Annotated in this window: 14 protein-coding genes; 4 read left to right on the top strand and 10 right to left on the bottom strand. The window is 56.6% G+C overall.

Annotation, left to right across the window (positions count from 1 at the left end; translation table 11 throughout):
* Positions 1–63 precede the first annotated feature (63 nt).
* Complete coding sequence (locus tag QZ197_RS00070; RefSeq protein ID WP_296429166.1) at positions 64–2,067, top strand: lytic transglycosylase domain-containing protein; 2,004 nt, start codon at positions 64–66, stop codon at positions 2,065–2,067.
* Here the strand turns inward: QZ197_RS00070 and QZ197_RS00065 are convergent.
* Together QZ197_RS00065 and mnmD are read right to left on the bottom strand one after the other, a co-directional pair.
* The gene (locus QZ197_RS00065) at positions 2,064–2,927 is read right to left on the bottom strand and encodes a DMT family transporter (protein WP_296429165.1); all 864 of its coding nucleotides are present in this window, start codon (positions 2,925–2,927) and stop codon (positions 2,064–2,066) included. The two genes, QZ197_RS00070 and QZ197_RS00065, sit on opposite strands and share 4 nt — an antisense overlap.
* A complete protein-coding gene (gene mnmD / locus QZ197_RS00060; protein WP_296429164.1) occupies positions 2,917–3,597 on the bottom strand; it encodes a tRNA (5-methylaminomethyl-2-thiouridine)(34)-methyltransferase MnmD in 681 nt (226 codons plus the stop codon). Before mnmD ends, QZ197_RS00065 begins: the two co-directional genes overlap by 11 nt.
* Before the next feature lie 47 nt (positions 3,598–3,644).
* Here mnmD and QZ197_RS00055 point away from each other — a divergent pair, with 47 nt between their 5' ends.
* Positions 3,645–4,649 (top strand): FAD-dependent oxidoreductase, encoded by a 1,005-nt coding sequence (locus tag QZ197_RS00055; RefSeq protein ID WP_296429163.1) that lies wholly within the window; start codon positions 3,645–3,647, stop codon positions 4,647–4,649.
* A gap of 18 nt (positions 4,650–4,667) precedes the next feature.
* Here QZ197_RS00055 and QZ197_RS00050 read toward each other — a convergent pair whose 3' ends face one another.
* The 4 genes from QZ197_RS00050 to QZ197_RS00035 are packed head-to-tail and all read right to left on the bottom strand — an operon-like array spanning position 4,668 to position 7,859.
* A complete protein-coding gene (locus QZ197_RS00050) occupies positions 4,668–5,336 on the bottom strand; it encodes a cupin domain-containing protein (RefSeq protein WP_296429162.1) in 669 nt (222 codons plus the stop codon).
* A gap of 9 nt (positions 5,337–5,345) precedes the next feature.
* The gene (locus tag QZ197_RS00045; RefSeq protein ID WP_296429161.1) at positions 5,346–6,104 is read right to left on the bottom strand and encodes a 5-oxoprolinase subunit PxpA; all 759 of its coding nucleotides are present in this window, start codon (positions 6,102–6,104) and stop codon (positions 5,346–5,348) included.
* Position 6,105: 1 nt separating this feature from the next.
* On the bottom strand, positions 6,106–7,125 hold the full coding sequence (locus QZ197_RS00040) for a biotin-dependent carboxyltransferase family protein (RefSeq protein WP_296429160.1): 1,020 nt from the start codon (positions 7,123–7,125) through the stop codon (positions 6,106–6,108).
* Positions 7,125–7,859, bottom strand: coding sequence for a carboxyltransferase domain-containing protein (locus tag QZ197_RS00035; protein ID WP_296429159.1), 735 nt, complete (start codon positions 7,857–7,859; stop codon positions 7,125–7,127). The genes QZ197_RS00040 and QZ197_RS00035 overlap by 1 nt, the downstream gene beginning before the upstream one ends.
* Positions 7,860–8,060: 201 nt before the next feature.
* Between QZ197_RS00035 and QZ197_RS00030 the strand changes: the two genes are divergently transcribed.
* Positions 8,061–8,741 (top strand): OmpA family protein, encoded by a 681-nt coding sequence (locus tag QZ197_RS00030; RefSeq protein WP_296429158.1) that lies wholly within the window; start codon positions 8,061–8,063, stop codon positions 8,739–8,741.
* Here the strand turns inward: QZ197_RS00030 and otnC are convergent, their stop codons facing one another.
* Genes otnC through QZ197_RS00010 form a run of 4 tightly spaced genes read right to left on the bottom strand, consistent with a single transcriptional unit; the run spans position 8,742 to position 11,672 of the window.
* Entirely contained in the window at positions 8,742–9,389 is a 648-nt protein-coding gene (otnC, locus tag QZ197_RS00025; RefSeq protein WP_296429157.1) for a 3-oxo-tetronate 4-phosphate decarboxylase, read from the bottom strand.
* On the bottom strand, positions 9,386–10,603 hold the full coding sequence (gene otnK / locus QZ197_RS00020; RefSeq protein ID WP_296429156.1) for a 3-oxo-tetronate kinase: 1,218 nt from the start codon (positions 10,601–10,603) through the stop codon (positions 9,386–9,388). Before otnK ends, otnC begins: the two co-directional genes overlap by 4 nt.
* Entirely contained in the window at positions 10,600–11,385 is a 786-nt protein-coding gene (locus QZ197_RS00015; RefSeq protein ID WP_296429155.1) for an N-acyl homoserine lactonase family protein, read from the bottom strand. Before QZ197_RS00015 ends, otnK begins: the two co-directional genes overlap by 4 nt.
* On the bottom strand, positions 11,382–11,672 hold the full coding sequence (locus tag QZ197_RS00010; protein WP_296429154.1) for a putative quinol monooxygenase: 291 nt from the start codon (positions 11,670–11,672) through the stop codon (positions 11,382–11,384). The genes QZ197_RS00015 and QZ197_RS00010 overlap by 4 nt, the downstream gene beginning before the upstream one ends.
* 150 nt (positions 11,673–11,822) lie before the next feature.
* Here QZ197_RS00010 and QZ197_RS00005 point away from each other — a divergent pair, with 150 nt between their 5' ends.
* Entirely contained in the window at positions 11,823–12,905 is a 1,083-nt protein-coding gene (locus QZ197_RS00005; protein WP_296429153.1) for an isocitrate/isopropylmalate family dehydrogenase, read from the top strand.
* Positions 12,906–12,927 lie beyond the last annotated feature (22 nt).

Genomic DNA, 12,927 nt, shown 5'->3' with positions numbered 1-12,927 from the left:
TGAGTTGTTTTCGGCCCGACCGCCGTTACCTTGTATATTGATCCGAACAGTTGGGTGGCCTTCATGCGAATTATTATGATTTCGATCGCGCTAGCGCTGGCCGCATTGCCATTGCGCGCGCAGTCAGTGGCCCCTCAAAGCGTTGCGGCGATTGTGGCAGCGGACATCGATTGGACCGACGCTTATGCGATTGCCGCAGGCGGGGACCCTTTAACTGCTGATGTCCTTACTTGGCTGCGGTTGCGGGCCGGTGATGCAACATTCGCCGAATATCAAGCATTTGTGACAGAGAACCCCACTTGGCCCGGTCTGGATAATTTGCGCGCAGCATCAGAGTTGGCGATCGTCGCAAGTGACGACCCAGCAATGATCATCGCATGGTTCACCGATAATCCACCGCAAACAGGCGAAGGCGCCGTGATTTTGGCCAAGGCCCTGACTGCCGCTGGCCAAGGGGACACGGCTGATGCCGTATTGCGCGAGGCGTGGATCAATCTGCGCCTGACCCAAGAGGGCCATGACGCGATGATCGCCGAATTTGGTGATCAGCTAGCGCGATATCATGTTGCGCGTACCGATGAATTGTTGTGGCGTTCGCGCCGGACGGATGCCGAACGCATGCTGCCTTTGCTGCCCGAAGGACCGCGCGCATTGGTAAATGCCCGCCTTGGGTATCTGTCACGCGCGAGCGACTTGCTTTTGCGGATTGCAGCAGTTCCTGCCGATTTAAGCCAAGACGCGGGTCTTGCATATGACCGCTATTCTTGGCTTGCTGGGCGCGGCGAGCGGACAGATGCCGTTGCGCTTTTGTTGGACCGCTCCACCAGTTCCGCCGCACTAGGAGAACCGTTTCGTTGGTCGGGCTGGCGCCGCGTGCTGGCACGTTGGGAAATGCGCGAAGGCCGCGCCGAACAGGCCTATGAATTGGCATCCCGCCACTATCTGACCGACGGCGAATCTTACGCTGATCTTGAATGGTTGGCTGGGTATTTGTCGCTGACCTATTTGGGCGATCCGACGCAAGCCTTGGGGCATTTTGAGAATGCACTGCGGGTCTCTGGCAGTCCGATTTCCGTTGGACGGATGCAATACTGGATTGGCCGCACCTATGCCGTGAAAGGCGAGATTGATCTGGCTGCCACTGCCTATGGTGCTGCGGCGGACCATCAAACGAGTTTTTATGGATTGCTGGCATCAGAAAAGCTGGGTCGCCCGCTTGACCCTGCACTGGAAGGCGCGACGATTGCTTGGCAGGGGGCAGCCGTGTTTGACGATGACTTGACGCGCGCGGCTTTGATGTTGCTTGCGGGTGGAGAGCGGGGCGCAGCGGTGACTTTCTTTGCGCAACTTGGCCAGACCCTTGCTGAAGACAGTCTAGCCGCATTGGGGCAATACCTCAGCGAGATAGACGAGGAATATTATACACTTCTTTTGGCCAAAACAGCAGTGACACGCGGAATCGTGATCCCGACGATCTATTTTCCGCTACATGATCTTGCGCAGATGGACCTACCAGTTGATGCGTCTTTGGCCTTATCGATTGCGCGCCGCGAAAGCGAGTTCAACATCGGGATCGGCAGCCCTTTGGGCGCGCTTGGCTTGATGCAGGTAATGCCCGCCACTGCCGAGGAAGTCGCTGGCGATCTGGGCCTGCCATATTCAAAGCCACGCCTGACCAGTGATTGGGAGTATAACGCGACCATAGGCGCAGCCTATCTGGCTTATTTGACCGAAGAATTCGGGCCGACACCTGTGATGATAGCTGCCGGATATAACGCAGGGCCAAGCCGCCCGAAACGCTGGATAGACGAACGCGGCGATCCGCGGTTGTTGGAAATGGATGTTGTGGATTGGATCGAACACATACCTTTTCGTGAAACCCGCAACTACGTGATGCGCGTAACCGAAAGCATCCCCATCTACGAGGCACGCCTGTCAGGTGTTGCAGGCCCTGTACGTTTCACAGAGCTATTGCTGGGATCAAAACCGCTGCTCCGCCCGCTGGCAAGACCAGCGCCGCGACCCAGTCCTGCGTCACAGGTCACACGCCCAGTCGCGCGGCCCTAGGCCGCTTTCTTTGCGCGCCACAACGTAAATAACCCTGCCGCGACAACGATAGCTGCGCCCAACGCCACGTTAGGGCGCAGTGTTTCGCCCAGCAGGAAAATGCCGATTGCGCTGGCAAAGACCAGTTGCAGGTATGCGAAAGGCTGAACAGAACTGGCCTCGGCCACTTCATATGTTTTGATAAGCAACCAATGCCCGCCCGCGCCGGTCACGCAAAGGACCGCCATCCACCACCAATCGACGGCGGTCATTGGCTCCCAAAACCAGACGCCCGCGATTGTCATAACAACGGCACCGGATGTCCCTGTCCAAAAGAACGATGTCGCAGTTGTGTCTTTGCGCGCCGCATAGCGGGTCAGCAAACCGTAAAGTGCGAACATCAATGCCGCGATAAGAGGCACAACTGCGGCAGGCGCAAAGACCGCATAGCCTGGCTGAAGGATGACCAACACACCGATGAAGCCAATGCCAATCGCAGCCCATCTGCGCCAGCCGACTTGTTCGCCCAAAACCGGACCTGAAAGGGCCGCGATCAGCAGGGGATAACAGGCGAAAACCGCATGGCTTTCGACAAGTCCGAGCAGTACAAACGCGCTAACCATGATGCAGATTTCTAACGCGAGCAGCGTGCCGCGTGTGATTTGCAGGATAGGTTGTTTCGTGGCTGCTGCTACCCGAATTGATCCTGACTGCCGCGTAGCAATGGTGATGACAAAGGCCGCAAAGAACCAATAGCGGATCATCACAATCATGATGACGTTGTAGTTTCCAGCCAGATGTCGCGAAATGCCGTCTTGGATCGCAAACACAAAGGTTGTCGCAATCATCAGCATAATGCCAAGGCGTTGGTTATTCTGCATCAGGCATCCTTGCGCAGGTCATGTGTCGCTTGCGACCATATCCGGTGGTGCGGGTAACTTCGAAACCAGCGTCTTGCAGGCCGCGTCTAATATGACCAGCTGCACTGTAGGTCGCGGCGGTCCCACCGGATTTTGTGTGTGTGCCAACGGCCAATAGCAAAGCAGGTTCCCACATTTGCGGGTTCTTGGCGGGAGAAAAGCCGTCCAGATACCACGCGTCAGCTTGGTTTTCCCAAGCAGGCAGGGTTTGTCGCGCGTCGCCGGTGACGACATGCAAGACGGGACCGTCATCAAGCCGTGTTGGACCTTGGTCAGGATGCCACATCGACAGCAGCTTTTGCGCATATACTTCGAGTTGCGGAAAATGCGTCAGCGCTTGTTGCATGTCGTCAGGTGCCATCGGGTAGGCCTCAAAGGACGTAAATTGCAGTTGGCCGGGACGCCCTGCGTTTTCCCATGCAGCCCAAGTTACCAAGAAATTCAATCCAGTGCCAAAGCCAAGCTCTGCAATATGGAAGTCACCGCCAAACCGGGCAGGCAGGCCGTTACCGCCCAAAAACACATGGCGTGTTTCGGCCAAACCATTGTCCAACGAATAATAGGGATCATCAAAGGCGGTCGCGATCGGCACGCCGTCGCGCCAGTCGAGTTTTGCTGTCTGGTTTGTCATGGGTCTGTGCCTTAAGCCTGACCCATCTTTGGTCGGAAGGACGCGGAATGGCAACGATAGATGTCACAGTAATGGGTGCAGGCGTCTTTGGCCTGTCTGTGGCCTTTGCGTGCGCCGTGCGCGGGGCGTCCGTGCGCGTGATCGATCCGCATGGTATCGCTTCAGGTTCTAGCGGCGGGCTGATCGGCGCTTTGGCCCCGCATGTGCCTGAAAACTGGAACGACAAAAAAGCGTTTCAATTCGATAGTCTGATCATGGCCGACGCGTTCTGGCGCAAAGTTAGCGAATTGGCAGGGGCAGATGTAGGCTATTTCCGCTCTGGCCGTTTGCAGCCGTTGGTGGACGACCGCGCTGTTGAATTGGCACGTGCGCGCGCGCTTTCTGCGCAAAATCTGTGGCAAGGCAAAGCGGTGTGGACGGTCGAGGCTGCCGGAGGTTCCACTTGGATGCCGCCTTCACCATCCGGCCTTGTTGTTCAAGATACTTTGTCTGGGCTGATCCATCCGCGCCGTGCAACCCGCGCGCTTGCGGATGCGGTTGTGGCACTTGGTGGTGAAGTGGTTCGCGAAGGTGCCACGGTCGGTAAAATCGTATGGGCTACAGGCTGGGCAGGCATGAAAGAGATCGGGGGCAACGGCGTCAAAGGGCAGGCGGCCCTGTTGCGCTATGATGCAATTGGACAGCCACAGTTATTCGCTGATGCCCTACACATCATCCCGCACGGTGACGGAACGGTTGCTGTCGGGTCGACGTCAGAGCGTGAATTTGATGCGCCATTTCAAACCGACGCTGCACTGGACGATGTGCTTGCGCGGGCATATGCGGCCTTTCCGGTTCTGTCTGGTGCAGAGGTGGTCGAACGTTGGGCCGGTGTGCGTCCGCGCAGCAAAAGCCGCGCACCTGTCTTGGGGCTGCACCCGATCCGCACAGGCGAATATATCGCGAACGGTGGCTTCAAGATCGGGTTTGGCATGGCCCCGAAGGTGGGCGAAGTCATGGCCGATTTCATTTTAGACGGCCACGATGCAATCCCCGAAGGCTTTCGCGCTTAGCGCATCATCTTTGGAAATTCAGGCTAATGGTGCGGCGGCAAAGGGTAGATGCCCTGTTTTGATCCAGAATTTAGCACCTTGGGCTCCTGCAGTGACCTTTAGCTGCATATCTTGGGGCAAACGAAGCCACGACCCTTCAGTCAAGTCATCGCCGTTTTCTGTGGTACTGCCAGAGATCATCAAAAGCTCTGCGCCGCCAAGCGGGGTTTCGGTCAGCGTGCTGCCCGCGTCCAAGGCGACAAAGCGGACCGTTTCACGCGCATCTTTATGCAGAATGTTTACATGCATGCCTGAACCGCCAGCCACCAGATCAGCATCCATTTCTGATCTAAATTGATTGCGGTCATCGGCGTCGAATTGCCAAAGCTTGACGAATATCACGCATCCTTCGGCGGCCCCGGGGGTGTGTGATGTTGTGGGCGGGTTGCGGACGTATGTGCCCGCTGGATAGTCGCCATGCTCGTCTTGGAATACGCTGTCCAGCACGATGAATTCTTCGCCGCCGGTATGTGTATGGGCGGAAAACTGGCTACCCGGTGCATAGCGGACAATAGATGTGGCGCGCGCGACCTCGTCCCCGATACGGTCCAGCATGCGACGGTCAACGCCAGCCATGGGCGATGCCTTCCACGGGATATCTTGTGAATGCAATAGGACGCGTTGCGTGAAGTCAGCGTTGAGTTCCATGTCTAATCCTTAAAGCGGTGTAATCGTAATGCCCGCGTTGGTCAGGTGGTCGCGCATACCGCGCGCCATGGCGACAGCCCCCGGTGTGTCACCGTGCAAGCAAATCGTGTCGATCTGGCAAGGGATATGCTTGCCGCTTTCGGCGATGATCGCGCCAGCCTCTAACATTTTCAGGATGCGCGGGGCTGCTATTTCGGCATCGTGCAGGACGGCATTGGGCAAGGCCCGATCTACGAGCGTCGCATCGTCATTGTAAGCGCGATCTGCGAAAATTTCGCCCGCCCAATTGCAGCCAAGTTCGCGCACCACTTCTTCCATTGCGGTCGCGGCAAGAACCATGATCACGATGTTTGGGTCCACATCAAGGGCGGCCTGATAGCAGGCCCGCGCAAGTGTATGATCAACCGAGGCCATGTTGGACAAAGCACCATGCAGTTTCAAATGCCTGATCTTGCCACCAACACGGGAAGCTACAGCCTGCGCCGCACCCAACTGGTAGGCCACATCATTGGCGATCTCATTATGCGGCAGTGGCAGTTTACGCCGCCCAAAACCTTTCAGATCGGCAAACCCCGGATGGGCACCAATGCCCACGCCATTCTCAACAGCCAAACGCATAGTATCATGCATCACATTCGGATCGCCTGCGTGAAAACCACAAGCGACATTGGCCGATGAGACGATGTCCAACAAGGCTGCATCATCACCCATCCGCCAAGGGCCAAATCCTTCGCCCATGTCCGCATTCAGATCAACCTTGCGCGTCATATCAAGACCCTTCCAGATCGTCGCCGCGGGTTGCACCGCTGATCAATTGGTAGCGTAGCAAATCTGCGATGTCATGCGGATCACGCACCATTGGCTGGCACAACTGCGTTAGCTGACGCAGTTTTGCAGCTTGGGATTGGGTCGTCGCGTCCGCTTCTTCCAGCGTCAAGAACTGGAACTGAAGCGGTGTTCCGGGGGCGGCTTGGGCGATCTTGGGCAGGTCTGCGGGTATCACACTGCCGATGCGTGGGTAGCCGCCAATTGTCTGGCATTCCGCAAGCAGGACATACGGCACGCCCGCACCCGTGATCTGAATATCACCGAGAACGATCAGGTCAGAGACGTGGTTAAGACCATCTTTGGCACCAAATTCTGCGCCAGTTTGATCCAGCCGGATACCTTGCCTGTTACCACGGGGGCTGCGGTGAAATGTTGTTCCAGTAAATGCGTCTCGCGCGTTTTGATCAAAGAAATCCGTTTGGGGACCTGGCATAATCCGGACCACGCCACCGCCAAAGCGATCCTCGGCGCGCAGTCTTTGTGGTGCGCGCATGCGGTCAGGGTCAGCACCAAGGGGAAGTGTGTCGCCGGCCTGCAAGCGTTTGCCTATCCCGGCGGTCAGATGGGCGGCGCGGCTATCCATGATCTTTGGCGTTGTGACCCCACCCGCAAACGCGACGTAGCCATAAACGCCTGCTTTTGCCGCACCTATGGTCAGTGTTGCACCTGCGGGCAAAAATGATGTGGTGTTCGGTAAGATCCGGACGCCATCGACATCGGCCTCCATCGCGGCACCAGTTAACGCAAACCGCGTGCCTTCGCTCACCGAAAACCGCCCACCAAAGCCCATCATCTCAATGACAGCCTGTGTCGGCGCGATGCCTAATAGCGATGCTGCCTCAAGTAAAGCGAGCGGGTCAGCTGCACCGCCAGTTGAAAGACCTTGAGCCTTCCATCCAGGCCGCCCAAGGTCTTGTACGGTCAGGCCATTCCCTGCGCTGATGATGCTAAGTTCCGCCATTACCGCAGCACCTCGCAAGTCGCGCCGCCATTGGTGTCGGTATTGGCTTGGATGTCGCGAAATTCACTGTCTGAAACAGCGCTGAATTGCACGGCATCCCCGGGCTCAAATGCAAATGGCGTCGGTGCGTCTGGCAAGTACACGCGAAAGGCGGTCTGTCCGATGTGCCGCCAGCCTGTCGGCGCATCGGCGGCCCAGACAATCAATTGGCGCACAGCACAAATTAATGCGCCGCGCGGCAGGCTGTCTGTCAATGTGGATTGGCGGGGCACATCCCACGCCGGGGGCAACATGCCGAGATAAGGCTGGCCGGGCGCAAATCCAATCGCGATGACGCGCACGGTTGTGGCTTCGATTTCTGCGATCGCTTGTGCGGGGGTAAGTCCAACGAGGGTCGCGACTTCGTGTAGTTGGGGGGCGAAGTCTGGCCCAAACGCCGCCGGAATGCGCCACAAGCGTTTGGGTTCGTTGTCAGCTGCTTGCTCTGATGTCAGTAGCCGTTCGATTGCATCTTCGATTGTGGTCCGGTTCGTCAATTGGGGATCAAATCCGACCCGTACCGACACCAACGAAGATGCAACTTCGGTCACGCCCGTTATCTCTGCGACCTTTATACGCTCGCAAAACCCTATTGCGCGGGCGTTGGCAGCTTCTGTTAGGGTGCGCGCAAAGCGTACCAAGACACCGTCTATCCCGAGGGGGCGCAATTCTGGTTGTGATTGGGGCGCTATCATAGATCAGGTTTACGCAGTCTGATCGGGCCTGTCGATGGGGCCAAAAGCTTTGTTTGCGATCTTGCGCATCTTGCGTGGCGCAATACCCCAAGTTGGACTGCAACAATCCATGACGCCGATATGATGAGTGTTTATTTTACCTTGCAGGGCGCATTGACATAGCAGGGATGCAACGCAGAATTTTTCACGGAGAACCCCCAAATGCGCACACCGTTCCTTACCCTTTTGTGCCTGATGGCAGCGACCGCTGGTCCGGCCATTGCCCAAGAAGACACGACCAACGCCGAGGCAATGTCAGAAGAAGTCATGGAAGAGATCGCAGACGATGCGATGGCCGACGATGCGATGACCGACGACGCAATGACAGACGATGCGATGACTGACGACGCAATGACAGACGATGCGATGGCTGATGATGCAATGACAGACGATGCGATGGCTGATGATGCACCAAGCCTCGAGGATATCGCCGCTTCGGACCCGAACCTTGGAGTCACAACCAACGAAGCTGGCGAAGTTGATGCGATGGTAATGCTGTCGGACGTTCTGTTCGGTTTTGGCGATGCATCATTGCAAGCCTCCGCCTTGGATACGCTGCGCGGCGTTGCAGACAAGCTGGACGGTGTAGCATCGATTGAAATCACCGGACATACGGACGCAATCGGTGATGAAGCGTTTAACGTAGCCCTTGGTCAACGTCGCGCTGATGCTGTCCGTGATTGGCTTGTGGCGAACACTGACCTTGCCGCTGACGTCGTAACCGCACGTGGTGTGGGCGAAGTCGATCCAATCGCCCCGAACCTGACCGACGACGGTGCAGACAATCCCGAAGGCCGCGCGCAAAACCGCCGTGTGGAATTTACACTGCCTGACGAAGGCTAGTCAGTCGTAGTCCACATTGAACCGTCTGACGACCTGGGAAACTTGGGCGTCAGACAACCCGATTGCATCAAGGCTACGTGTCAGAATGGCAAGTTTTGCGGTCTCTTCCAACTCTTCCATCGCATAGACTGCAGCGTCGAGTGTTTTGCCCGCTACGACAGGGCCGTGATTGGCCAAAAGAACAGCACTGCGTTTGCCTGCAAGCCCGCGCACAGCTTCGCCCATTGCCGGATCACCGGGCATGAAAAAGGGCAGTAGTTTCACCTTGCCCAACCGCATGATCGTATAGGGCGTAAGCGGTGGCAGCACATTGTCAGGGTCAACGTCGGGCAGCATCGACAAAGCGACCGAGTGGGTCGGATGCAGATGCACAACGGCACCTGTTGCGGCGCGCGTGTCATAGAAAGCTGTGTGAAGTGCGACTTCTTTGGTCGGCGCATCACCTGATAACAGCTGACCTGTCGCATCCAACCGACTGATCTGCGCAGGGTCTAAAAACCCCATCGAACTGCCTGTGGGCGTGACCAAAAGCGTATCATCAGACAGGCGCATCGAGATATTGCCGGATGAACCACACGTCAGTCCACGGTCAAAGATCGATTTGGCAAAGCGGGTGATATCCTCGCGGGCTTTGGTTTCTTCACTCATGTAGTGCGTTCCATGTCGCATAGGGCGGTTGTGAAGAAGTCCGGCCCGCCAAAGTTGCCGGATTTTAACGCAAGCGCCATGTCGCCATGCCGCAAAGCTGGCACGCCATTGGCCAGCTTTGGTCCGATCAACAGCGTTTGCGCACGCAATCCGGTCACGACAGCCCCAGAGGTTTCACCCCCCGCGACAACCATCCGTTTCACGCCGCGCTGGGCGAGTTTTTCAGCTAGGTCGGCAAAGAGGCTTTCAATCATTTCTGCGATTACGCCAGCGCCGAAATCAGTCTGTGCCTTGGCCACGATTGCGGGATCGGCCGAAGAATAAACCAACGGCGGTGTGTTTTGGGCCATCACCCAATCGGCCAATTCATCGGCGTTTATGTCGCCTACCATGACGGCCTCAGCAGTGATTTCGCGTGACGGGGTGGTGGCTTTGTATTTGGCAACTTGCTCGCGTGTGGCGCGGCTGCATGACCCCGAAAGCACGACCCCCGGCCCTGTGATCCCAACCCAAGCAGGTGTCGCGGGTGTGGCCCCGAAATTTGCAGGCAAGCCAAGTGCGATGCCTGACCCACCTGTCAGTAGTTTCTGGCCTTTTGCCGCCGCCCCGATGGTGTGTAAATCATCTTCTGTGATCGCATCGACGATCATCATGGCGTTGCCTGTCGGCAAGGCGGACAGGATGTCGGCCGCCCCTTTAGCGACTGTCGCGCGGTCAATATGTCCAACGGGCCAAGTCGTTTGCCGCCCTAAAACACGCCTTAAATCCGCGTCTTTCATTGGCGTCAGTGGATGATCTTGCATACCACTTTCGTTGAGCAACACATCACCCACAAACAGATGCCCCATATAAACGCTGCGCCCATTGGCGGGGAATGCGGGGCAAACCATCACATGTGTCGTACCCATATGTTCGGCAAGCGCTTGGGCGACCTGCCCAATATTGCCCGCATCGGTGCTATCAAATGTGGAACATACCTTGAAAATGATTTGCTCCGCGCCTTGGGCAAGGAGCCAATCACAGGCAGCTAGGCTTTGGGAAATCGCCTCTGAAACAGGGATTGTGCGGGATTTAAGCGCGACAATTCCTGCATCCACACCAACGGATACTTCTGGGATGCCGACGAATTGCGCGGTCCGCATGCCCCCTTCGGCAAGTGTCAGAGCAATGTCGGATGCGCCCGTGAAATCATCTGCGATCACGCCAATTTTCATGTTTTGCGCCCCTGATCCAATCGGGTGATGTGTGGTGCGATGTCTTGGGGGAAATACTGCGTTACAAGTGGATCATGGCCCGGAATAATGAGGTCAGGCGCCGATGCCAGCCGATAAAGCGTGTCGTATCCATCAAGCATGTTCTGCAAGTCCACCACGATCGGAAACGGTTTGCGTGCCTCGAAATTCTCATAGTAATGCGCCGCATCTGACGCCAACACCATCCAGCCCGCCGCCGTCCGCACGCGCACGCATTGCAGACCGCGCGAATGCCCACCGATGCAGTGCACCGTGACGCCTTCTGCTATTTCACCATCACCATCATGGAATACCAGTTTGCCCGCATAGAGCCGCTTGACGGCTTCGCAAACATGGCCTGCCGTGAAGGGCATCCGCAACGCGTCGTGGCACATACAAGGCCCTGTGGCAAAAGCCATTTCTGCCGCCTGCATATGAAGCGTGGCATTGGGAAATAGATGCATCCCGCCTGCATGATCATAGTGAAGATGGGTGACGATCAGCGTCGTGATATCTTCTGGTTTCAGGCCGAGCGGTGCGAGTGCTTCGTGCGGATTGAGGCGGATGGGTCTGTCGCGCGATGCCGCCTCTGCGTCGTCATAACCCGTGTCCACCAAGATAACTTCGGCCCCGCGACGCAGCACCCACATGAAGTAATCCATCGCGTGTGGTGCGTCGTGATTGTCGTCAAACAGAAAGCTGTCAGCGCGCGTTCGGGCGTTGCGATCTGCGTATTTAACGGCGTGAACTTCCCATGCGTTCATTGTGCAACCTCGGTCCATGTTTGGATGTCTTTGGCGGCAATCATATCCGCAGTTGCCGCATCAAAGCTCTGGAAATGGTCGCTCGCCAAATGAAAGTCGAACGCAGCGCGATCTGCATAAATCTCGTATAGAAAAACACTGTCCGGCTTGGACGGGTCAGACAACACATCAAATTGCAAGCAACCTTCTTCGGTGCGCAAAGACGCCTGCGCATTGTCGCGCATCAGCGGCATAAAACCGGCGGTTTTCCCGTCTTTGAGGTCGAATTTCACACAGACTGCATACATAGCTGAACCTCTGCTTTCCCGCGCTTAGCGTGACCGATCAAAGCTTGGTGCGCAATGATCTTAGCGGTACTACGCGCCCAATTTCACACTGGATTTATGCATACATTAATGTATACGTTGTCAAGAATTGATTTGGCGGGTGAGGGTAACATGACACGAAACTTGGATATTGCTGTCTTCGAAGGTGATGGTATTGGCCCAGAGATTATGGCGCCAACATTGGCAATCTTGCGCAAAATCGCGGAGGCGAATGGGGACTATACCCTGACATTTACGGCACATCCGGCGGGGGCCGCACACTATGCCAAGACGGGTGATAGCTTGCCCAAATCCTCGTTAGATGCTGCTGGTGCGGCTGATGCCATATTGCTATCCGCTATGGGTCTGCCTGACGTGCGCTATGCCGACGGAACTGAAATTTCGCCGCAAATTGACCTGCGCAAAGCATTCAACTTATTTGCGGGAGTACGCCCTGTGCGCGTGGGGCCGGGGCCATTGTCACCACTGAAAATCCCGCAAGGCCGCGAGATTGATTTCGTGTTAATCCGCGAAAGCACCGAAGGGTTGTTTCACACCCAAGGGACTGGCACCGTAACGGACGATTATGCCGAAGAGACACTGCGCATAACGCGCGAAGTCAGCGAGAAACTGTTCCGCTTTGCATTCGCATTGGCCAGAGATCGCAAGGCTCAAGGGCGCGGCCCAGGCCGCGTGACTTGTGTGGACAAAGCCAATGTGTTTCGCGCATTTGCATATTTTCGCGGCATTTTCGACGAAGAAGCCAAGGCATTTCCGGATTTGATCGCGGATCATGCCTATGTGGATGCGACAGCGCTTTGGATGGTGCAAAAGCCATGGGACTTTGACGTCATGGTCACCGAAAATATGTTTGGCGATATCCTGTCCGACCTTGGCGCTGGCTTGATGGGTGGTTTGGGCGTCGCACCTTCGGCAGACATCGGGCTGGATCAAGCTGTATTCCAACCCTGTCATGGTTCTGCACCTGATATCGCAGGGCAGGGCAAGGCGAACCCTTTGGCGATGATCTTGTCCGGTGCGATGATGTTGGAATGGCTAGGGCTGCGGCACGATATTGCGGCGCTTGCGGCCGATGGTCAAAGGCTGCGCACGGCAGTTGAAAGCGTCATTGATGCGGGCCAAATCCTGACGGCTGATCTGGGCGGTACTGCAAGCACCCAGCAAGCGGGTGACGCTGTGCTGGCGGCACTTTAACCATGGGGTTGCGGGTCGCATG

The organism is Yoonia sp., from assembly GCF_017854415.1.
Taxonomy (GTDB): domain Bacteria; phylum Pseudomonadota; class Alphaproteobacteria; order Rhodobacterales; family Rhodobacteraceae; genus Yoonia.
Note: the sequence above shows the minus strand (reverse complement) of the source record. Positions and strands in the feature narration are given on the sequence as shown.